Origin of the sequence: Pseudomonas inefficax, assembly GCF_900277125.1 — a bacterium.
Classification (GTDB): Bacteria; Pseudomonadota; Gammaproteobacteria; order Pseudomonadales; family Pseudomonadaceae; genus Aquipseudomonas; species Aquipseudomonas inefficax.
In genome coordinates, this window is sequence record NZ_OPYN01000075.1 from 1 (window position 1) to 22,143 (window position 22,143).

Here is a 22,143-nt window from a genome sequence, read left to right on the forward strand (position 1 = left end):
GTTCGTGCCGCACTTCAAACCCGGCAAAGAGCTGCGCGACCGGGTCAATGAAGAAGAGCATGATGAGGCCCACACCTGATTCCACAAGGAGCAATCTGATGCGTAACCTCAAGCGCGCCCTGGCGGCGGTGTTCGTGCTGCTGTTGGCGGCTGTGGTGCTGTTCTTCGTGCTGGAGAACCAGCAAACCGTCTCGTTGGTCCTGTTCGGTTGGGCTGCCCCGGCCATGCCGGTCGCCGTACTGGTCCTGGCCGCCCTGGTCATTGGCCTCGCAGTCGGCCCGCTGCTCGGTGCCTACGGCGTGCAGCGCAGCAAGCGCAAGATCAAGGCTTCTGCTCGCCAGGCAGCATTGAGCGGTAACTAAGGGCATTTCCTACATCAGTTTCGGAAAGCCTCACCTATGCCAGCACCGGCCGTCATGGAGTAATAGCGCACTTCATTTTCGGCCCAGGCGAGTGTGCGCAGCATGGAATATCCCGTCCTTTCCCATCACGGTGGCACCCACGGCGTCACTGGCTCCTGCCATCAACTGCACCTTGATCCGTCCACCAGCCTGCTGATCGACTGCGGCCTGGAGCAGGGCGCCGATGCCGCGCCAGGTGCAGCATCGGCGCCGCTCGGCTTCGACGTCCAGGGCATCCAGGCCCTGGTCATCACCCATGTGCATCTAGACCATGTTGGCCGCATCCCGGCGCTGCTGGCTGCCGGCTACCGTGGCCCCATCTTGTGCAGCGAGCCGTCAGCCCAGCTGCTGCCATTGGTGCTGGAAGACGCTTACAAGCTGAGCATCAGCAGCGAACCCGCCCAAGTGGCGAGGTACCTCGATTTCATCCGCGACCTGATCGTGCCCCTGCCTTTCGAGCAGTGGCATACCCTGGTCGAGCGCCCCGGCGTCACTTGCCGCATCCGTCTGCAGCGCGCCGGTCATCTGCTCGGTTCGGCCTATGTCGAATGCGATATCCAGCATGAACAAACCAACACCCGCTACGTGTTCTCCGGTGACCTGGGTGCTTGTGGCAACCCCTTGCTGCGCCCCGTGCAACCCCCGGAACGGGCAGATGTGCTGGTACTGGAAAGCACCTACGGCGACCGCCTGCACCCGCCTGCGGGCGACCGTGAGCAGCGGCTGGAAGCGGCCATCGACCGCGCCCTGGCTGACCAGGGCACGCTGCTGATCCCGGCCTTCAGCCTCGGCCGCACCCAGGAATTGCTGTACGAACTCGAAAGCATTCTTCATCGCAAGGCCCTGCTGAGCAAAGCCGGCCCGGCCCCCGATGGCGACCCCCTCGACTGGGCGCAGTTGCCCATCATCCTCGACTCACCCCTGGCCCAGCGCATTACCGGTGTATACCGGAAACTGCACGACTACTGGAATGCCGAAGCCCGGTCGCGCCTAGCCGAAGGGCGCGACCCGCTCGGTTTCAGCCAGCTTATTAGCGTGGACACCCACGCCCGCCACCAGCAGGTGGTCAATTACCTCAAGAGCACTGGCCGCCCGGCGATCGTGATTGCCGGCAATGGCATGTGCTCGGGCGGCCGCATCGTAAATTACCTCAAGGCCATGCTGGGGGATCCGCGGCATGAGGTGATGTTTGTCGGATATCAGGCCAAGGGCACGCCGGGCGCGGTGATACAGGCCAGTGAAGGGGCGGAAGGGTTTGTGCAGATTGATCTGGATGGGCAGATGTATGAGATCCGGGCGAAGGTGATGACCTTGGGCGGCTACTCGGGGCATGCGGACCAGGCGCAGTTGGTGGCGTTCGCGCACGGCTGCAATGCTCGGCGGATAGTGTTGGTGCATGGCGAGCAAAGGGCGAAGCGGACGCTTGCGGCTGCCCTGCGCGAAAGGCTTGCACAGCCGGGCCATGAGGTATGCGTCACAGTTGCGAAATGACCTTCTGGCGGGAAGGTTGATGTCTGTCAGAAAGTGCGGAACTTTTGCGAGGCGGGTCTTTCTACTACTGCTTGGAAGTAATGTTAGAAGCATGGCGGAAAGAGTGGCCAATAGCCGCTACGCTTGATTCGAAGGGTGTTGAGTCGCTTAGGTCAGAAGCGTGCCCCGAGATGATGCAGTCAGACAGACCCAAGGAAAAAAAGACTAAATGCGCAATGAACGCGAGCGCCCGAGTGGTAGCGACGAGATTGACCTGATTGAGCTTGTACAGGGTGTTTGGCGCCAAAAAATCTGGGTAGGGCTGGTTGCAGTACCGGTGATTGCTTTGGGGTTGGCTTATGTGATGCTGGTTTCGCCGGTGTATGAGGCGAAGCTGTATATACAGCCTCCTTCTCAGAGCGAGATTGCCCAGCTGAACTACGGTCGTGGTGAGGGAACGGGCCTGGCGCCACTGAGTGCCAAGGATGTGTACAGCATCTACCTTAAGTCCCTTCAGTCTGAAGCAGTACGAGACAAATTCTTTCGAAGCGCCTTCCTGCCCATGCTGACCGAAGAAGAGCGGGGCGGTTCTCGCGATGCGCTGTATGCTCAGTTCAACGGTATGCTGAAAGTGGCCGTGGCTAGCAAAGACATGCCTGATCGTTATGTGCTGACGGCGAACCTTGAGGACCCGCGCCTTGCGGCGACCTGGGTCTCGAATTACGCCGAGTTGGCTGCAGAGCGAGCAAAGAACGAATTGTTGAGCGGTACCCGCAGTGACATATCGATCATGGCTGATAACCTTGATCAGCAAATTAAGGCCGCGCGCGCCACTGCCAGCAATCAGCGCGTGGACCAGATTGCCCAGCTCAAGGAGGCGTTGCGCGTAGCGCGGTCTATTGGTCTGGAAAAGCCACCGATCATTTCCGAGACGCTGTCCAAGGAAGTTTCTGCCGGTATGAGCGGGGCTCTCACCTACATGCGCGGTACCAAGGCGCTGGAGGCAGAAATCGCCAACCTGGAAGCGCGCTCATCGGATGACCCGTTCATCCGGAATTTGCGTGAAAAAGAGGAAAAGCTCAGTTTCTTGCGCACGTTGAAGGTCGATCCTTCTCTTGTTGCGATGTACCAGCAGGATGGTGCCGTTTCCCAGCCTGACAAGCCTATCAAGCCGCGAAAAGCTGTCATCGTGTTGCTATCGGCTTTGGTAGGGGTAGGGCTTGGTGTGCTGGTAGCGCTGGGGCGCGACATATGGTACAGGCGCAAAGCGACGAACGGAGGGGAACTTCCCTGACCGCAGAGTATCGCTAAGCGTTGTTGTCGCTTGCGGAAGGTGTAACAATAGCCTTTCGTCGCCGATGACATGGAAAGCTGGAAGAGCGAGCACGACACGCTGATCTGCCCTGCCTGTCTTGGTTAACCCCCTTATAGACAGGGAAGTATTGTGAATAGCGTTGTGCGTCCCGCCTCCATGGCCGCCTCAGGCGAAATCGATCTTTTCAACGTTCTACGCACAATCTGGCGTAGGCGTTTGCTAATTGCTGCCGTTGGGGGTATCTGCGCGCTTGTCGGCGCTGCAGTCGCCTACAACATCACGCCTGTATATGAGGCGTCCACGAGTTTAAGGCCGGTCGCCCTGAACCAGTTGGACGCCTTGAATCGGTCAAAAATCTATTCATTGCCGCCAGCGGAAGCGCTCAAGAGAGTTGGTGCAACGCTGGATTCTTATACCGCTCGTTTGGACTTCTTTCGTTCCCGGCCAGACCTCATCGATGCTTTTCAGGATGAAGGGCAAAGTGTCGAGCAGGCATTTGAAGACTTCAACCGCGATGCGCTCAGCGTAGTCTTGGCAGACCCGAAAAAGAACGATTCGTTGAGCGACTTTATCGGATTGAAGATGCGCTATGAAAAAGGCGTAAATGGAGCGGCCATTCTCAACGATTTCGTCGATTTTGCCATTGAGCGAGAGCGTAGCCAGTTGTCCAAGGATATGCAGATTATTTTGGCCAACCGCTTGGCAGAGGTGGACAAGAAGCTGAACTCTGCAGTGTCGGAATATCAGGCCGGGAATGAAAGCCGTATCGCACGCCTTGAAGAAGCAGATGCTATCAAGCGTGCGCAGCTCAACGATGAACTCAAGGCTTTGCGCGTTCAGCTGAAATTACGCCGCGAAGCACGATTGGCAGAGCTTGATGAGGCTATCAGTGTTGCGCGAAGCCTTGGTTTGAAAAAGCCTTCGACACCCTCCCTGATGGCTGATGAAGTCTCGGCAAATGGCAATGTCATCCGTACCGAAGTAAATGGTAGGCCGGTGCCGCTGTACTTCATGGGCACCGAAGTGCTTGAGGCCGAGCGTGCAGCATTGCGCAAGCGTACTTCAGATGACTTCGTCGAGCCGAGAATCGGCCAGATCCGCAAAGAGCTCATCCTGCTTTCGACCAACCGTAAAGTCCAGGCAATCAAGGCCCGCGCTAGTGAAGCTGCGTTTTTGGAGGGTATCGAGGGGCTTCGCGTGGAGCGTGCGCGCTTGCAGGCCATCGATACTCAGTTGCAGGGGCTGCACCTGGTAAACATTGACCAGCGTGCGGTGCCCTCAAGCAAGCCTTTGAAACCGCGCAAAGCACTTATCGTGCTATTTGCATTGATTGGTGGCCTGTTGCTCGGAACAGTCGCTGCTCTGCTGCGAGGTGCTTTCAAGGACCATGCGAGGCAGCAACGAGTTCTTGAAATCGAGGGTTCGGCACAGCGCGTCATACCCGATGAATTGGCCGGGCAAAGCCATGCCAGGCTGAGTGATGCGCAAGCTTGAGCCCCAATTGAATGATGTTGTTTTAATGGCATTTTGACGGTTGCAGGCCTCAGGAAAACTCCGATGGATTGCCGAAGCCTAACCGCATATGATTGTGGCGCATCTCATTGATGGCAGCCACCGGGCCGCTCCCCGGGCGAACGTAAGTGGGCGTTTTTTGCTCGACAGTATGTGTAATACACGCTGTCGCCGAATGGATTCACTCGACTGACGAATGAATCGAAGAAGGTTCAATAACCCGTTGTTCAGCCGTGGAAACGGGCAGGTATATTCAAGGTGAGTTGGGAAGCATGACAGATATGAATGCGGTGGTAGAGAAGTTCAAAAGCCGGCAGGCCTTGATTGGTATCGTGGGCCTCGGTTATGTCGGGTTGCCGCTGATGCTGCGTTATAACGCCATTGGTTTTAATGTGCTGGGTATTGATATCGATCAATCGAAAGTCGATAAACTCAATGCCGGCCAGAGCTACATCGAGCACATCCCGGCTGCCAATATCAGCAAGGCGCGTGAAACCGGCTTTGAAGCTACCGTCGACTTCAAGCGTGCCAGCGAGTGCGATGCACTGATCCTGTGCGTGCCCACCCCGCTGAACAAGTATCGCGAGCCCGACATGAGCTTCGTGATCAACACCACCGACGCCATCAAGCCTTACCTGCGCGCAGGCCAGGTGGTTTCGCTGGAAAGCACCACCTACCCAGGTACCACCGAAGAAGAACTGCTGCCACGTGTGCAGGAAGGCGGCCTGGTAGTTGGTGAGAACATCTATCTGGTCTACTCGCCAGAGCGTGAAGACCCGGGCAACCCGAACTTCGAAACTCGCACCATTCCCAAGGTCATTGGTGGCCACACCCCAAATTGCCTGGAAGTGGGTATCGCCCTGTACGAGCAGGCCATCGACCAGGTCGTACCGGTAAGCTCCACCAAAGCTGCTGAAATGACCAAGTTGCTGGAAAACATCCACCGTGCGGTGAACATCGGCCTGGTCAACGAAATGAAGATCGTCGCTGACCGCATGGGTATCGACATCTTCGAAGTGGTCGATGCCGCGGCGACCAAGCCTTTCGGCTTCACCCCTTACTACCCGGGCCCGGGCCTGGGCGGCCACTGCATTCCGATCGACCCCTTCTACCTGACCTGGAAGGCGCGCGAATACGGCCTGCACACCCGTTTCATCGAGCTTTCCGGTGAAGTCAACCAGGCCATGCCTGAGTACGTGCTGGGCAAGCTGATGGATGGCCTGAACGATGCCGGCAAGGCACTCAAGGGCAGCCGTGTGCTGGTTCTGGGTATCGCCTACAAGAAGAACGTCGACGACATGCGCGAGTCGCCATCCGTCGAAATCATGGAGCTGATCGAAGCCAAGGGCGGCGTGGTTGCCTACAGCGACCCGCACGTACCGGTGTTCCCGAAGATGCGCGAGCACCACTTCGAGCTGAGCAGCGAGCCGCTGACCGCCGAGAACCTGGCAAGCTTCGACGCCGTGGTGCTGGCCACCGATCACGACAAGTTCGACTATGCCCTGATCGAAGCCAAGGCCAAGCTGATTGTCGACAGCCGCGGCAAGTACCGCACGCCGACCGCCCACATCATCAAGGCCTGATTGGCGTCGCCAGCAAATTGATCCGCCTGGCCCTCAAGGGCAGGCGGATTCATTCGTCTTCAAAGGAAGCCTCATGAAAAACTTTGCTCTCATCGGTGCTGCAGGCTACATCGCCCCTCGCCACATGCGCGCCATCAAGGACACCGGCAACCGCCTGGTCTCCGCGTACGATATCAATGACTCGGTAGGTATCATCGACAGCATCTCGCCGCAGAGTGAGTTCTTCACCGAGTTCGAGTTCTTCCTCGACCACGCCCATGGTTTGAAGCGCAACCCGGCTACTGCCCTGGACTACGTTGCGATCTGCTCGCCCAACTACCTGCACCACCCGCACATCGCCGCAGGCCTGCGCCTGGGCTGTGATGTAATTTGCGAAAAGCCGCTGGTCCCGACCCCACAGCAACTGGACGAGCTGGCCCTGGTCGAGCAGGAAACCGGCAAGCGCCTGTACAACATCCTGCAACTGCGCCATCACCAGGCAATCCTTGCCCTGAAGGACAAGGTTGCCCGCGAGAACAACCCGCACAAGTATGAAGTCGACCTGACCTACATCACCTCGCGCGGCAAGTGGTACCTGCAAAGCTGGAAGGGTGACCCACGCAAGTCGTTTGGTGTGGCCACCAACATCGGCGTGCACTTCTACGACATGCTGCACTTCATCTTCGGCAAGCTGCAGCGCAACGTTGTGCACTTCACCTCCGAGCACAAGGCCGCCGGTTACCTGGAGTACGAGAAAGCACGCGTACGCTGGTTCCTGTCGGTCGATGCCAATGACCTGCCTGAGTCGGTCAAGGGCAAGAAGCCAACCTACCGTTCGATTACCGTCAATGGTGAGGAAATGGAGTTCTCCGAAGGCTTCACCGATCTGCACACTACCAGCTATGAAGAGATTCTTGCTGGCCGTGGTTACGGTATCGAGGATGCGCGTCACTGTGTTGAAACCGTGAACACCATTCGTAGCGCCCCGGTTGTTGCGGCGGCGGACAACGAAGGGCACCCGTTCGTTCTGGCGCTTTCGCGTTAAAAGCAGATAGCAATACGGGTGGCTTGCCGCCACCCCTTTTTATTTTTAGCAGGGTCGCCAGTCAGCGTGTCGAACGATAATTTCAATAAGCCGAACGATGCAGGTGCAAAACGCGTTGAGCGTAGCATCCGCCTGGATGTTCAAGGCTTGCGCGCGGTCGCGGTGCTGGCGGTTTTGCTCTATCACGCCAATGGCAGCTGGTTGAAAGCCGGTTACGTAGGCGTCGATGTTTTTTTTGTTATTTCAGGTTTCATCATCACAGCATTGCTGACCGAGCGCAGCGGCAAGGTTGATCTTGCTGCCTTTTATGCAAGCCGGGTCAAACGCATTGTTCCTGCGTATTTTTCGATGCTGGTTGTAGTCGCGGCGCTGTCAGCGGTACTTTTCGTGCCGGACGATTTCGCCTTCTTTTTCGATAGCCTGAAATCTTCCGCATGGTTTACCAGTAACCATTACTTTGCCCACTTTGGCAGTTATTTCGCGCCGCGGGCCGATGAGTTGCCGCTTCTGCATACCTGGTCGCTTGCCATCGAAATGCAGTTCTACCTGTTCTTCCCGATCATGGCTATCTGTATTCCCGCGCGTTGGCGGCTCCCGGCTTTTCTGCTGCTGGCTACTGTGGCGTTTGCCTGGGTTGGTTACCGCACCCTCGGCGGGCAGAGAGACGAAATGTATTTTTCGCTGCTGGCACGCGTGCCAGAGTTTATGGTCGGCGCAGTTGTTGCGTTACTGATGCGGCAGCGAGAGTTGCCCCAGACACTCGCCAGTGCGTTGGGCATAGTCGGTGCGCTTCTGTTGGCGTGGGCTCTACTGGCAATTGAAAAGCAGCAATTTCCGGGCTTCTGGGCGATCGTGCCTTGCGTTGGGGCAGGGATGATCATTGCTGCTCGCCGCGGCCCTGTGAGCACATTGCTCGCTACCGCGCCAATGGTCTGGGTTGGTGGTATTTCCTACTCGCTTTACCTCTGGCATTGGCCAGTGTTGGCGTTGATTCGGTATTACACCGGGCAGTATGACTTGACGATCGCCTGGTTGCTGTTTTTTGCGATTGCTTCTGTTGCATTGGCTTGGCTGTCCTTCCGTTTCATAGAAACACCAGCCAGGAAGGCAACGGGCTTGGTGCGCCAAACTCCTAAGTGGGCGATGGCTGCAATGGTGGTTTTGCTGGTAGCGTGGGGTGCGGTGCGTATCAATGCATCGCTAGTTGTCCCTCTACCGGTAGAGTTGACCCGCTACGCGGCGCCAGAAACGATTTGCCACGGTACCCAGGTAGGTAGCTGCATGCGAGGCAAGGCAGACGCTGATGTCGCTGCCCTGGTCATAGGCGATAGCCATGCTGCTCAACTGAATCACTTTTTCGATCAGGTGGGCAATGAGCAGGGCGTTGCATACCGGGTGCTCACGGCTAGCAGCTGTGTACCTATTCCCGGCTTTGATGTCGAACGCCTGCCCACCTGGGCGCAGAAACCTTGCCGTGACCAGATTGCTGCGGTCGCGAAGGCGCTGCCGGAGGTAGACCGAGTAGTCGTTGCTGGTATGTGGCAGTACCAGATGCAAAGCCAGGCATTCACCAAGGCGCTGACTGACTTTCTGAGCGCAACGGCCGGGGCCAACAAAAATGTTGTCGTGCTTGCCCAGGTGCCGATGTTCGAGACGGATGTCCAGCGAGTAAGGCGCTTCACCGAATTGGGGTTGTCGGCACCACTCACGTTCAATCGCGAATGGCAGGCGGCCAACCAGCAGGTCAAGGCAATTGCCGAACGCACCCCAGGAGTGCGGTTTCTAGATTTTTCCAGCAGTAGCTTCTTTGCTGCTGCGCCCTACGAGCAAGGGTTGCTGATCTACCGTGACAGCCACCACCTCAACGAAGTGGGGGCTAGCCGTTATGGCCACTATGCGGCGCAGCAATTGCAGCGAGCTTTTGATCAACCTCAGTCCAACGTGAGTCTGAAGCCATGAATTACTATCAGCATCCAAGTGCCATCGTCGACGAAGGAGCACAGATCGGAGAGAAATCCCGGGTCTGGCACTTTGTCCATGTGTGTGGGGGCGCTCGGATCGGCGCTGGCGTTTCGCTTGGTCAGAACGTGTTCGTGGGCAACAAGGTCGTTATCGGTGACCACTGCAAGGTACAGAACAACGTATCGGTCTACGACAATGTGACGCTGGAAGAGGGTGTTTTCTGTGGCCCTAGCATGGTCTTCACCAACGTCTACAATCCACGGTCCCTGATCGAGCGAAAGGACCAGTATCGTGACACTCTGGTCAAGAAAGGCGCCACGCTCGGGGCCAACTGCACGATCGTCTGCGGCGTAACCATTGGCGAGTACGCTTTTGTAGGCGCTGGCGCGGTCATCAACAAGGATGTGCCTGCCTATGCGCTCATGGTCGGTGTGCCTGCTCGGCAGATCGGTTGGATGAGTGAGTTTGGCGAGCAGCTGCAATTGAACGAGCAAGGCGAAGCCACCTGCTCGCACACCGGGGCGCGCTACGTCCTGAACGGCAAACAACTGAACAAGATGGATGTTTGAGCATGATTGAATTCATTGACCTGAAAAGCCAGCAGGCACGCATCAAAGACAAGATCGATGCCGGCATCCAGCGTGTTCTGAGCCATGGCCAGTACATCCTCGGCCCTGAAGTGGCTGAGTTGGAGGAACGCCTGGCTGCTTTCGTCGGTGCCAAGTATTGCATCACTTGCGCCAATGGCACTGATGCTCTGCAAATTGTGCAGATGGCACTGGGTATCGGTCCGGGGGACGAGGTGATTACCCCAGGCTTCACCTACATTGCCACTGCCGAAACTGTCGCGTTGTTGGGTGCGAAGCCGGTCTATGTGGATATCGACCCGCGCACCTACAATCTTGATCCCCAGTTGCTCGAAGCGGCAATTACTCCGCGAACCAAGGCGATCATTCCGGTTTCGCTGTATGGTCAGTGCGCAGATTTTGACGCTATCAATGCTGTGGCTGCAAAATATGGTATTCCAGTAATCGAAGATGCTGCGCAGAGCTTCGGCGCCTCCTACAAGGGCAAGCGCTCTTGCAACCTCTCTACCATTTCCTGCACTAGTTTCTTTCCAAGCAAGCCGCTGGGGTGCTATGGGGACGGTGGCGCTATCTTCACAAACGACGACGAGTTGGCCGTCGTTTTGCGGCAGATTGCTCGTCACGGACAGGATCGACGCTATCACCACATTCGAGTAGGGGTGAATAGCCGCCTAGATACGCTTCAGGCGGCAATTTTGCTACCGAAGCTGGAGATTTTTGAAGAGGAGATTTCGCAGCGTCAGCAGGTCGCGAAATGGTATGACGGAGCACTGGCAGCCGTCGGTATCGAGACAACGCCATATATCGCTGCGGAAAATATCAGCGCCTACGCACAGTACACGGTACGGGTACAGGACAGGGACGCCGTACAGGCGAAGCTGAAGGCTGCGGGTATTCCGACAGCTGTGCATTACCCAATTCCTCTGAACAAGCAGCCTGCCGTCGCAGATGTGGCGGCGTCCTTGCCGGTTGGAGATGAGGTTGCGACACAGGTGATGAGCCTACCGATGCATCCGTACCTGGAAGAGGCGTCGATCCGGCATATCTCTGCAGTTATTGCAGGGTAAGCCCATGTACTTATCAGCCCGAGTCGATAAATCGGTATTTTCAAACGCCTTACTATTCTTTATCTACTTCTTGGTATTGGTGTGGGTAAACAACAGCTATGTATATATCTTGCATGAGTACATGGGGGCGGCTGTTAAACCTGTCAGCGTCGGGCTGATCGTTTACCTCGCGGTTCTGGCTCCTGTTTGTGCGTTTCTGTGTGGGACCACGGTCGAAAGGCCAGGTGATCTGGTTGTCACCTTGCTATTCCTAGTGGTGGTTCCCCACGCCTTGGTGTTGGAGGCTGCAAACCAGTTTGCGCCCGATGCGGTGCCATGGGGGGGCGTCTCGTTAGGGGTACTAGTGGGTATGCTGATTATCGCTTCGGCGAACAAGTTTAGGTTTTATGAAAGCCAAATCAGGCAAACTGATTCACTCAGCAGGCACTGTTTGACTGTGCTTGCGTTGCTTAACGTCTTAGTTCTCCTATTTATTTTTTTGAAAAGCGCCAGTTATTTTTCTTTCAATTTTTCTGAGCAGTATGTGCGACGGGCGTTGGCGCGAGATGTCTTCCAGGCAGGCTCCGGAGCTAGCTATTTGGCGTCCATGGGAACTCAAGCTTTTTTTCCCGTTTTATTCGCATGGGGTGTATACCGAAAGTCCCGTACCTACGTGTTGCTGGGCGTAGCTAATGCTTTGGTTTTGTGGGGTGCATTTGGTCAGAAATATCCGTTCATGGTATTGGCGTTGATTTACCTTCTCATGCAGTACTTTCGCCGCTATGGCGGGGTTAAACTTTCTTGGCTGCTTGGTGGGGCCATTACGTTTTTGCTTCTGGGGGCGCTGGAGCATGAGGTTTTTGGCTACTCTTACCTGAACGACTACTTTGTGCGGCGGGCATTTGTAGTGCCTTCGACACTCTTAGGGGCGGTCGATAACTTTGTTTCACTGTTTGGTTTTAATTCATACAGCGACACGCTGCTTAGTTCGATAATGGGCGTGACTAAATCAGAGCCTCTGACGTTTCGTATAGGGCAAGAGATTTTTAGTAACCCAAAACTGAATGCCAACGTTAATTTTTTTGCCGTAGCTTATTTGCAGTCGGGTTACTCCGCAGTTGTGGTAGAGGCTATATTCGTAGGGTCGGTTGTAATGCTGTTAAACTATCTGTATATGCGGTTTGGCGCCTTCATAACCATTCCTGTTGCGCTATTGTTCGCGACTAAGATCCTCGAACAGTCGTTGTTGACCGTATTGATGGGGTCTGGCGTTTTCCTGATGTTGGCGTTTCTTGTGCTGGTGTCCGTGCCGTTCACCTTTGGAAAGAAACCCTATGAGCGTTAGTTTTTTCAGTCGGATAACCCGAGTTTTAGTCGGTACGATTGGTGCACAGCTGATTACCATGGGTGTCATGCTTCTGCTGGTTCGGCTATATACTCCAATCGACTTGGGTGAATTTAGTGTCTGGCTTTCGTTTGCCACAATCGCTGCCGTTGCTGTTACCGGACGTTATGAAATGGCAATTTTTAATTGCGAAGATCAAGCGTCGATTCAGGCGCTCTTGAAGCTGATCTTTGTGGTTACAATATCGTCATCAGTATTGATTGTCGGCGCAGCATTGTTGTGGAATAGATTGGTGCAAGATCTGCCTGCCGTAATTTCGCTGTTCTGGCTTTCGCTGGTTGTTGTTATTTGGGGTATTGGGATGAATAAAGTTGTCTTGTCCCTATTGACATATCAACAGGCATTTAACAAGCTTGGCGTTTCCAGGGTCAGTCTGGCGGCATGTATCGCGGTGGCTCAAGTATCTGCCGCCTTTTTTTCCACGGATGTATCTGGATTGATCCATGGGCAAGTGCTTGGCGTCATTGCTGCGACTGGGCTTTCGTTGCTGTGGATTAATAATGCTTGGCTTAAAGGCTGTTTAAGTAGCAGTTGGCAATCTGCAAGAGACCTGGCTTCGCAACACAGGAATTTCCCAAAGTTTTCGCTGCCGGCGGACTTGCTGAATACAGCGGCTAGTCAACTTCCGGTTATATTCATAGCCTCGCGTTTCGGTAGCGAAGCAGCCGGATGGTTTGCGCTGACGCTAAAGATGATGGGAGCGCCAATTTCGCTGTTGGCTGCGTCTGTTCTTGATGTGTTCAAAGAGCAAGCCGCACGGGATTATCGGTCTGATGGAAACTGCCAGCGTGTTTTTTTGAAGACGTTTTATTTGTTGGTCGCGCTTGCCATCGTCCCGTTCATCGCTTTCGCATTCTTAGGTGAGTGGGTCTTCGGCCTTGTATTCGGCCACGAATGGGTTGAGTCAGGGCGATACGCAGTATTACTGATTCCTCTCTTTTTCATGCGCTTTGTCGTCAGTCCGCTCAGCTATACCATTTACATTGCACAGAGGCAGAAGTTGGATTTGCTATGGCAAATAGTATTGCTTTTGCTTACGTGTGCTTGTTTTCTCTTGCCCCGGAAAATTGATACGGCTCTCTGGGCGTATTCGGTCGGATATGCATTAATGTATATAATTTATTTCTGGATATCCTATCGTGCATCGAAAGGAGGCTCGCAATGATCGTCGTAGTTGACTATGGTGTTGGGAACATCGCTTCGGTGTTGAATATGCTAAAGCGAGTGGGCGCCAAGGCCAAGGCATCGAACAGTCGTGAAGATATTGAGCAGGCGGACAAGCTCATTCTGCCAGGTGTCGGCGCTTTCGATGCAGGCATGCAGACACTGCGGAGTAGTGGCCTGATAGAGGTGTTGAACGAGCAGGTTTTGAACAAGCACAAGCCGGTAATGGGTGTTTGCCTGGGCAGTCAGATGCTGGGCAATGGCTCGGAAGAGGGCAACGAACCTGGTCTTGGCTGGATCGACATGGACATCGTTCGCTTCGAGAAGCGAGATGGGCGCAAAGTTCCGCACATGGGCTGGAATGAAGTTAATCCTCAGTTGCAACATTCAATCTTGACGGGAATCGATAAGGAAAGTCGCTTCTATTTTGTTCATAGTTATTACATGCTGCCCCGACATGCAGAAAATACCCTATTGACCGCCAACTATGACCAGCAGTTTACCGCTGCGGTGGTCAAAGATAATATTTTCGGCTTCCAGTTTCATCCGGAAAAAAGTCATAAGTTTGGCATGCAGCTATTCAAGAACTTTGTGGAGTTGATCTAATGGTCAGGAGGCGAGTCATTCCCTGCTTGTTGCTCAAAGACCGTGGTCTGGTCAAGACTGTGAAGTTCAAAGAGCCCAAGTATGTAGGCGACCCCATTAATGCTATTCGAATTTTTAATGAAAAAGAAGTCGATGAGTTGGTGCTGCTCGACATCGAAGCATCGAGGCTAAATCGTGAGCCTAACTACGAGTTGATCGCCGAAGTGGCTGGTGAGTGCTTTATGCCCATTTGTTATGGTGGTGGGATAAAGACCTTGGGGCATGCCGAGAAAGTATTTTCTCTTGGTATCGAAAAAATCGCTATCAATACGGCTGCGCTGGACGATCTTAGTCTTATTCGTCAAATTGCCGACAAGTTTGGGTCGCAAAGTGTCGTAGGTTCCATGGATTGCCGTAAAGGTTTTTGGAGCGGCTATTCGGTTTATTCGGAAAATGGTACCAAAGATACCAAGCGCCAGCCGGTCGAATGGGCCCAGGAACTTGAGGCTGCTGGGGTTGGAGAAATTTTCCTGAACTCGGTTGATCGCGACGGTACGCAGAAAGGCTTCGATATATCGCTGGTGGAAAGCGTTGTATCCCAAGTGCACGTTCCAGTCATCGCTTGTGGCGGTGCTGGCTCCACTGCGGACTTGATTGATCTGTTTGATCGTACCGGAGTTTCGGCTGTTGCCGCAGGTAGTCTATTTGTGTTTCACGGCAAACACCGTGCCGTATTGATCAGTTATCCAGATATTAACGTGTTGAACGCTGGGTAAGAAAGTTTAGGTTTTGAAAGGCAGTTTATTCTGGTGTTTAGTGGCTTTGCACAGGCACTACGCTATTTTGGATGTCATACATGCTACGTCTGTTGCAGGGAGTCCCCGTCAGACAGGCCGATGAAAACGTTTGAGGAGGTGGTGAGTGGTAAAGGTCTGTTCGCGCTGTGTCATGGACACGTCTGACGCTGAAATCGTGTTTGATGACGCGGGAGTATGCAATCACTGCCATAAGTTCGACAATCTCCAGTCGCAACAGCTTTTTTCAGGGGATGATGGGGAAAAGCGCCTGCAGCCTATTATTGAAAAGATAAAAAAAGAGGGTGCCGGAAAAGAATATGATTGTATTATTGGTCTCAGTGGTGGGGTAGATAGCTCATATTTAGCTGTCAAGGTGAAAGATTTCGGCTTGCGGCCATTGGTTGTGCATGTTGACGCCGGTTGGAATAGTGAGTTGGCGGTTAGCAATATCGAGAAAGTAATTAAGCACTGTGGTTATGATTTGCATACGCATGTAATGAATTGGGAGGAGATGCGCGACTTGCAGTTGGCATATATGCGCGCAGCAGTTGCCAATCAAGATGTTCCGCAAGATCATGCGTATTTTTCAAATATGTATCACTTTGCTGTAAAAAACGACATCAAGTACATTCTCAGTGGTGGTAATCTCGCAACCGAATCGGTATTTCCTGATAGTTGGCACGGAAGTGCTATGGATGCAATTAATCTGAAGGCCATTCATAAGAAATATGGTGAGCGTAAGCTTCAGGACTACAAGACTATCAGTTTTGTTGAGTATTATATTTGGTATCCATTTTTCAAAGGGATGCGCACCGTGCGTCCACTGAATTACATGGATTACGACAAGCGGGAGGCGGAGCGCTATTTGCAGGAGACCATTGGCTATCGTTCATATGCTCACAAGCATGGCGAGTCAATTTTTACCAAGCTATTTCAAAATTACTATCTTCCAACGAAGTTTGGTTATGATAAGCGCAAGTTACATTACTCTAGCATGGTGCTTTCGGGGCAAATGAGTCGAGAGGAGGCCGTCGAAAAGTTGGCAGAGCCACTGTATGATCCTGCTGAGTTACAGGTCGATATCGAGTATTTTTGCAAAAAAATGCGGATCACCGCCGCAGAGTTTGAAGAGTTGATGTCGGCAAAGGTTAATAACTATACAGACTTTGACAATTGGGATTCACGTAAAAACCTCATGAAAAAGGCACAGGGGATCGTCCAGCGGATGCTGGGGCGTCGCATTAATGTGTATTCTTGAGTTGGGGTAGATAACGTGGCCAAGATAGTCCATCTGTCATCAGTTCATTCCAGGTACGATGTACGGATTTTCCAGAAGCAATGCCGAACGCTCGCGAAGGAAGGGCACGAGGTTTATTTTGTCGTTGCTGACGGTAAAGGCGATGAAGTTAAGGAAGGTGTCTCGTTTGTTGATGTTGGAAAACTGAGTGGGCGGATTAACAGAATCTTTAAAACTACCAAGGCCCTTCACCGACGAGCCGTAGCCCTTGGCGCTGATCTCTATCACCTTCATGATCCGGAACTCATTCCTGTCGGGCTAAAGCTGAAGGCATGCGGGAAGACTGTGGTTTTTGACGCCCACGAAGATGTTCCCAAGCAAATACTTGGGAAGTCATACTTAAATAAATATGTGCGGGTCTTCATTTCGAAGATTTTTGCATTTTATGAGGCCTGGGCGTGTCGGAGGTTGGATGCGGTATTGGCAGCTACGCCATACATACGCGACAAGTTCCGCTCCCTTGGCGCTCGTTCTATTGATATTAATAATTATCCAATCGTTGATGAATTGGTGGTTAGGCAGGTTGAATGGTCAGATAAGCTACCTCAGGTCGTTTATATTGGTGGCTTAGAAGAAATTCGCGGTATCCGGGAAATAGTTCAAGGTGTTGATTTGGCTTCAGCCGATATACGGCTTGTGATCGGTGGTGTTTTTGCAGATGGCAACTTCGAGTCTTCAGTAAAGAATGAGCGAGGCTGGGGCAAGGTCGATTTTCTCGGTTGGTTGGATCGCCAAGGTGTAAAACACCTACTTGATAGTTCGATGGCCGGTCTCGTGACATTGCATCCGACGCCGAATTACTTGGACTCTTTGCCAGTGAAAATGTTTGAGTACATGGCTGTAGGTCTGCCTGTCATCGCATCTGACTTTCCCCTTTGGAGAGATATCATTGACTCTAGTAAGTGCGGAATCTGTGTAGATCCTTTGGATCCTCAGAAAATTTCAAACTGCATCGACTATCTTGTGGCTAACCCAGTTGAGGCGGAAAGAATGGGGCGCCATGGCCAGCGGGCCGTACTTGAGAAATACAACTGGGGCGTAGAGGCTAAAAAGCTAAGCCAATTCTATACTGATTTGCTAAAAGGCTGATTTTTATGAAAGTTCTTACCGTTATCGGCGCACGCCCCCAGTTCATCAAGGCAAGTGTGGTAAGCCATGTTATCTCCATGCTTCCCGGGGTGGACGAGGTTGTCGTTCACACCGGTCAACACTTTGATTCAAACATGTCCGATGTTTTCTTCAAAGAACTGGGCATGAGTACACCAGCGTATCAGCTTGACATTCATGGCGGCGGTCACGGTGACATGACCGGCAGGATGCTCATTGAGATCGAAAAAGTCCTGCTTCAAGAGCGCCCCGATGTTGTGCTCGTCTACGGTGATACCAACTCTACACTCGCGGGTGCGTTAGCTGCCGTCAAGTTGCATATCCCTGTCGCTCATGTCGAGGCAGGCCTACGTTCCTTCAATATGGTTATGCCTGAGGAAGTGAACCGGATCCTGACTGACCGGGTATCCCGCTGGATGTTTACCCCCACTATCACAGCAGCAGAGCACTTGAAGTCGGAGGGTGTCGATGCGGCCAGCATTATCCCGGTGGGTGATGTGATGTACGACGTTGCGAAGTTTCATGGTAAACGTGTCGATGCAAGCGGTCGGATCCTGGCCAAGCTTGGTCTAGAAGAAGCCAGCTACGTGTTGGCAACCGTCCACCGGGCCGAAAATACTGACGATCCTGCACGTCTTGCCGCGATCGTTGAAGCATTCCGCGACTTATCTACCGACTTGCCGATCGTTTGGCCAGTGCACCCAAGGACCAAGGCTGTTTTGCAGGAGCGTGGACAACTGGATGAAATGCCAGCGGGCTTGCACCTCATCGACCCAGTCGGATATCTGGACATGGTTCAGCTTGAGAAGTATGCCGCACTTATTGCCACAGATTCTGGTGGTGTCCAGAAAGAGGCATTCTTCTACAGCGTCCCATGTGTCACTTTGCGCGATGAAACCGAATGGGTCGAATTGGTTGAATCAGGCTGGAATCGGCTTGTATCGCCAACATCTGCACAAGAAGTGGCATCAGCCGTTCGCCAGGCGCTGGGTAGCAAAGGCGAGGCGGTAGAACCTTACGGTGAGGGTAATGCAGCAGAACTGATCATCCAACGCCTTATCAAGGACCTTGCTGAATGAAGAACGTCTGGATTCTCAACCACTACGCTCAGGAGCCAGGTGGCGCCGGCGGTACCCGGCATTATCAGTTGGCGAAAAACCTGCCGGCACATGGTTGGGAGGCGTCGATTGTTGCTGCCAGCGTGGAGCACCAGTCTGGCAAGCAGCGACTTGCTGATACTGAAACTATCAGGCTTGACCAATACAGCGGTGTTCCATTCCTTTGGCTTAGAACTTCGGAATACAAAGGCAACGGCACGGCGCGTATGCGTAACATGCTGGAATACACTTGGCAGGTAATCAAACCCGGCAAGCTTTCGCCTTTGAAAAAACCGGATGTCATTATCGGTTCGAGCGTGCACCCGTTTGCAGCGGCTGCCGGTGCAGTGCTTGCGTGGCGCCATAAGGTTCCCTTCGTTTTCGAAGTGCGGGATCTCTGGCCGGAAACGCTGATCGACATGGGCCGGCTGGAGCGTAACAGCTTTATTGCCCGCTCGCTTCGAGTGCTGGAGAAGTGGCTGTACAAGCGCGCTAAACGCATTGTCGTACTGCTGCCCAAGGCTCACGAGTACATAGTACCCATGGGCATCGATCCGAAAAAAATTGCCTGGATCCCGAACGGTGTCGATCTTCAGGACTTCCCGTGCCCAGCGGATAAAGTGTCGGGGGATGAGTTTACGCTGATGTACTTTGGTGCGCATGGTCCAGCCAACGGGTTGGACAATGTGCTGCGTGCACAGCAGATCATCGAGCAAAGACCTGAAATGTCCAATGTCCGCCTTCGGATTATCGGTAACGGCCCGTGCAAAGCCGAGTTGATCACCATGGCTGAAAAGTTTGGTCTCAAGCGTGTCAGCTTTGAAGATCCCGTTCCTAAAAGGGAAATTCCGGCACTTGCGGCGCAAGCGGATGCATTTGTATTCAATCTGATCAATGCCCCGGTGTTCAAGTACGGTATCAGTTCGAACAAGCTGTTCGATTTCATGGCTGGGCAGCGTCCGGTCCTGTTTTGCTGTGATGCGGGTAACAACCCGATTGAAGATTCCGGGGCAGGGTACACCGTTCAACCAGGTAACCCGGAGGCTTTGGCCGATGCAGTAGCTAGGTTGACCCGGTTGCCAAGTGAAGATAGGGCTGCAATGGGGCGTGCTGGCCGGCGCTATGTTGAAGTCGAGCATGGGTTCGACAAGCTTGCAGGTAGCTTGGCGGGTTGCCTCAACGAGGCTTGTGAGTCCAGCAGATGAAAAGAGTCATTGACTTCGCCGGGGCATTGATTGGGTTGATCGTGTTGTCTCCGGTCATCCTGGTTGTAGCAGTGCTGATCAAGCGTAGGCTCGGGGGGCCGGTATTGTTCCGCCAGGTCCGTCCGGGACTAGGTGGCAAACCATTCGAGATGATCAAATTCCGCACCATGCGCGATGCCTGCGACAGCAATGGTGTGCCATTGCCGGATTCACAACGCATGACGCCATTCGGTAGCTTTCTGCGCTCTAGCAGTCTCGATGAGCTGCCCGAGCTGTGGAATGTGCTCAAAGGTGAGATGAGTCTTGTTGGGCCCAGGCCATTGTTGATGGAATATCTGCCACTCTACAACGAACGGCAATACTTGCGTCATAAAGTGCGACCAGGGGTAACCGGCTGGGCTCAGATCAATGGGCGAAACGCGCTGGGCTGGCCAGAAAAGTTTGAGCTGGACGTTTGGTATGTCGAAAATCGCTCGCTTTGGCTGGATATCAAAATTATCGCTTTGACCATCAAGAAAGTTGTAAAAAGAGACGGCATTAGCGCCAGCGGCGAGGTCACCATGTCGAAATTCACGGGCAACAAGTGATGAAAAGACTTGCCATCCTTGGTGCCAGTGGGCACGGAAAGGTAGTTGCGGATACTGCGGGGGTTTGCGGCTGGACAGAGATCTTGTTCTTTGATGACGCTTGGCCTTCTCTCACCTCCAATGGTGTATGGGATGTAGTCGGCACGGGCCAAGATTTTTTCGAGAACGCTCATGAATTTGACGGGGTCGTGGTTGCCATCGGCAATAACGCTATTCGCCAGGCGAAGCTCGCAGCGTTGATCCAACAGGGGGCTACGCTGGCTACCCTTATACATCCACTCGCTTACGTCAGCCGGTATGCCAATGTTGGGGCTGGAAGCGTGGTGTTTGCCGGTGCGGTCCTGAATGCCGGCGCCTCCGTGGGGCTAGGAGGTATTTTGAACACGGGTTGCAGTGTTGATCACGACTGCTTGCTTGCTGATTCTGTCCATATCAGCCCGGGCGCCCGGCTTGCAGGTGGTGTGACGATAGGTCAGTGCTCATGGGTGGGTATCGGCGCCTGCGTAAAGCAACTGATTAGCATCGGTGCAAACGTGGTGGTAGGCGCTGGAGCTGCAGTCGTATCCGATGTCGCTGAGGGGATGACGGTGGTCGGAGTACCTGCCCGGGCCCTGGAATAATTCCACGAAATCAATGATGCGGCTGTAGACTGTGTGGTACAGCCGTTTGCATTCTTGCCAGCTTAATGAATCAGGATCAATTCAATGCTGAACACACCCTTTTCCCCTTGGCCGTCGTTCTCCGAAGAAGAAGCAAACTGCGCGCGTGATGTCATTTTGTCCAACAAGGTCAATTACTGGACAGGACAGGAATGCCGTCAGTTCGAACGTGAATTCGCTGCCTGGACTGAAACTGATTTTGCAGTCGCTGTTGCCAACGGAACAGTGGCGCTGGACCTGGCTCTGCTGGCCCTGGGAATCGGCACCGGTGACGAGGTTATCGTGACCTCCCGTACCTTCCTCGCCTCGGTCTCCAGCATTATCAATGCTGGTGCTGTTCCGGTCTTTGCCGACGTAAACGCCGACTCCCAGAATATCGATGTGTCGACTATCAGCGCGGTGTTGTCCTCCCGCACCAAGGCCATCATCTGCGTTCACCTGGCGGGTTGGCCATGTGACATGGACCCGATCATGGCTCTTGCGGCTGAACATGGTATCCGGGTGATAGAAGATTGCGCGCAGGCACACGGAGCGCAGTACAAAGGCCGCCCTGTCGGGTCCATTGGCGATATCGGCGCTTGGTCGTTTTGCCAGGACAAAATCATGACCACCGGCGGTGAAGGCGGCATGGTCACCACGAACGATCGCGAGCTATGGTCGAAAATGTGGTCGTTCAAGGACCATGGCAAGAGCTGGGAAGCCGTTTATGAGCGTGAGCATGCCCCTGGGTTCCGTTGGCTGCATGAGAGTTTCGGTACCAATTGGCGGATGCTTGAAGTACAAGGCGGCATCGGCAGGATTCAGTTGAAGCGTATGCCTCAGTGGCATCAGTCGCGAGTGGAAAATGCTCGTCGCATTTGGGATTGCGCCAAGGGCCTGCCTGGGTTGCGAGTTCCTGAAATTCCGTCCGACAGCGTGCATGCAGCCTATAAGTGCTATGTGTTTGTGGAGCCCGATCAGCTCGCCGAAGGTTGGAGCCGGGATCGCATTCTGAATGAAATCAATTCGTTGGGTGTGCCGTGTTTTTCGGGTTCTTGCTCTGAGGTATATCTGGAAAAAGCTTTCGATGACACGGGTTGGCGACCGGAGCAACGCTTGCCTGTGGCCCGTCAATTGGGCGAAACCAGCCTGATGTTCCTAGTCCATCCAACCTTGACGGCAAGCGAAATCGAGAAGAGTTGCGATGTCTTGATCAAAGTCATGCAGGACGCTGCTCGTCGATGAAATTCTGGGCGTCCGCCTAAAGGCTATACGCCGAACAGGCGACGCCCTTCTTGGATTTCTTGGTTTTGGTCGGATCAGCCGTCAAAGGCAAGAAGCTCGTATGGAAAAATGTGATA

20 protein-coding genes and 1 pseudogene are annotated in these 22,143 nt (G+C 53.7%); all 21 read left to right on the plus strand.

Features of this window, described 5'->3' with window-relative positions; genetic code table 11:
- Positions 1-79, plus strand: a pseudogene (locus JV551A3_RS09735) (integration host factor subunit beta); the annotation flags it as partial.
- Positions 80-98: 19 nt separating this feature from the next.
- Positions 99-362 (plus strand): lipopolysaccharide assembly protein LapA domain-containing protein, encoded by a 264-nt coding sequence (locus tag JV551A3_RS09740; protein WP_046615541.1) that lies wholly within the window; start codon positions 99-101, stop codon positions 360-362.
- A gap of 102 nt (positions 363-464) precedes the next feature.
- Positions 465-1,892 (plus strand): MBL fold metallo-hydrolase RNA specificity domain-containing protein, encoded by a 1,428-nt coding sequence (locus JV551A3_RS09745; protein WP_133970662.1) that lies wholly within the window; start codon positions 465-467, stop codon positions 1,890-1,892.
- 208 nt (positions 1,893-2,100) lie between these two features.
- The gene (locus tag JV551A3_RS09750; protein ID WP_133970663.1) at positions 2,101-3,165 is read left to right on the plus strand and encodes an LPS O-antigen chain length determinant protein WzzB; all 1,065 of its coding nucleotides are present in this window, start codon (positions 2,101-2,103) and stop codon (positions 3,163-3,165) included.
- A gap of 150 nt (positions 3,166-3,315) precedes the next feature.
- Positions 3,316-4,680: a Wzz/FepE/Etk N-terminal domain-containing protein gene (locus JV551A3_RS09755; protein WP_235874558.1), complete on the plus strand. Its 1,365-nt coding sequence runs from the start codon at positions 3,316-3,318 to the stop codon at positions 4,678-4,680.
- 290 nt (positions 4,681-4,970) lie between these two features.
- On the plus strand, positions 4,971-6,281 hold the full coding sequence (gene wbpA, locus JV551A3_RS09760; RefSeq protein ID WP_133970664.1) for a UDP-N-acetyl-D-glucosamine 6-dehydrogenase: 1,311 nt from the start codon (positions 4,971-4,973) through the stop codon (positions 6,279-6,281).
- Between the two features lie 73 nt (positions 6,282-6,354).
- Entirely contained in the window at positions 6,355-7,305 is a 951-nt protein-coding gene (wbpB, locus tag JV551A3_RS09765; protein ID WP_003260857.1) for a UDP-N-acetyl-2-amino-2-deoxy-D-glucuronate oxidase, read from the plus strand.
- Between the two features lie 66 nt (positions 7,306-7,371).
- Entirely contained in the window at positions 7,372-9,264 is a 1,893-nt protein-coding gene (locus tag JV551A3_RS09770) for an acyltransferase family protein (protein WP_235874559.1), read from the plus strand.
- Positions 9,261-9,836 (plus strand): UDP-2-acetamido-3-amino-2,3-dideoxy-D-glucuronate N-acetyltransferase, encoded by a 576-nt coding sequence (gene wbpD, locus JV551A3_RS09775; RefSeq protein ID WP_133970665.1) that lies wholly within the window; start codon positions 9,261-9,263, stop codon positions 9,834-9,836. Before JV551A3_RS09770 ends, wbpD begins: the two co-directional genes overlap by 4 nt.
- A gap of 2 nt (positions 9,837-9,838) precedes the next feature.
- A complete protein-coding gene (locus JV551A3_RS09780) occupies positions 9,839-10,921 on the plus strand; it encodes a DegT/DnrJ/EryC1/StrS family aminotransferase (RefSeq protein WP_133970666.1) in 1,083 nt (360 codons plus the stop codon).
- Between the two features lie 4 nt (positions 10,922-10,925).
- On the plus strand, positions 10,926-12,245 hold the full coding sequence (locus tag JV551A3_RS09785) for a polymerase (RefSeq protein WP_166674225.1): 1,320 nt from the start codon (positions 10,926-10,928) through the stop codon (positions 12,243-12,245).
- Positions 12,235-13,470 carry an oligosaccharide flippase family protein gene (locus tag JV551A3_RS09790; protein WP_133970667.1) on the plus strand — a complete coding sequence of 412 codons (1,236 nt, stop codon included), beginning with the start codon at positions 12,235-12,237 and terminating at the stop codon, positions 13,468-13,470. Before JV551A3_RS09785 ends, JV551A3_RS09790 begins: the two co-directional genes overlap by 11 nt.
- Complete coding sequence (gene hisH / locus JV551A3_RS09795; protein ID WP_133970668.1) at positions 13,467-14,075, plus strand: imidazole glycerol phosphate synthase subunit HisH; 609 nt, start codon at positions 13,467-13,469, stop codon at positions 14,073-14,075. The genes JV551A3_RS09790 and hisH overlap by 4 nt, the downstream gene beginning before the upstream one ends.
- A complete protein-coding gene (locus JV551A3_RS09800) occupies positions 14,075-14,830 on the plus strand; it encodes an AglZ/HisF2 family acetamidino modification protein (RefSeq protein WP_133970669.1) in 756 nt (251 codons plus the stop codon). The genes hisH and JV551A3_RS09800 overlap by 1 nt, the downstream gene beginning before the upstream one ends.
- Before the next feature lie 145 nt (positions 14,831-14,975).
- Positions 14,976-16,109, plus strand: coding sequence for an N-acetyl sugar amidotransferase (locus JV551A3_RS09805; RefSeq protein ID WP_133970670.1), 1,134 nt, complete (start codon positions 14,976-14,978; stop codon positions 16,107-16,109).
- Between the two features lie 15 nt (positions 16,110-16,124).
- Positions 16,125-17,237 (plus strand): glycosyltransferase family 4 protein, encoded by a 1,113-nt coding sequence (locus JV551A3_RS09810; protein ID WP_133970671.1) that lies wholly within the window; start codon positions 16,125-16,127, stop codon positions 17,235-17,237.
- A gap of 5 nt (positions 17,238-17,242) precedes the next feature.
- Positions 17,243-18,334 (plus strand): non-hydrolyzing UDP-N-acetylglucosamine 2-epimerase, encoded by a 1,092-nt coding sequence (gene wecB / locus JV551A3_RS09815; protein WP_133970672.1) that lies wholly within the window; start codon positions 17,243-17,245, stop codon positions 18,332-18,334.
- A complete protein-coding gene (locus tag JV551A3_RS09820; protein ID WP_133970673.1) occupies positions 18,331-19,557 on the plus strand; it encodes a glycosyltransferase family 4 protein in 1,227 nt (408 codons plus the stop codon). Before wecB ends, JV551A3_RS09820 begins: the two co-directional genes overlap by 4 nt.
- On the plus strand, positions 19,554-20,144 hold the full coding sequence (locus JV551A3_RS09825) for a sugar transferase (RefSeq protein WP_133970674.1): 591 nt from the start codon (positions 19,554-19,556) through the stop codon (positions 20,142-20,144). The genes JV551A3_RS09820 and JV551A3_RS09825 overlap by 4 nt, the downstream gene beginning before the upstream one ends.
- Entirely contained in the window at positions 20,144-20,764 is a 621-nt protein-coding gene (locus tag JV551A3_RS09830; protein WP_133970675.1) for an acetyltransferase, read from the plus strand. Before JV551A3_RS09825 ends, JV551A3_RS09830 begins: the two co-directional genes overlap by 1 nt.
- Before the next feature lie 84 nt (positions 20,765-20,848).
- Complete coding sequence (locus tag JV551A3_RS09835; RefSeq protein ID WP_133970676.1) at positions 20,849-22,027, plus strand: DegT/DnrJ/EryC1/StrS family aminotransferase; 1,179 nt, start codon at positions 20,849-20,851, stop codon at positions 22,025-22,027.
- The last annotated feature ends 116 nt before the right edge of the window (positions 22,028-22,143 follow it).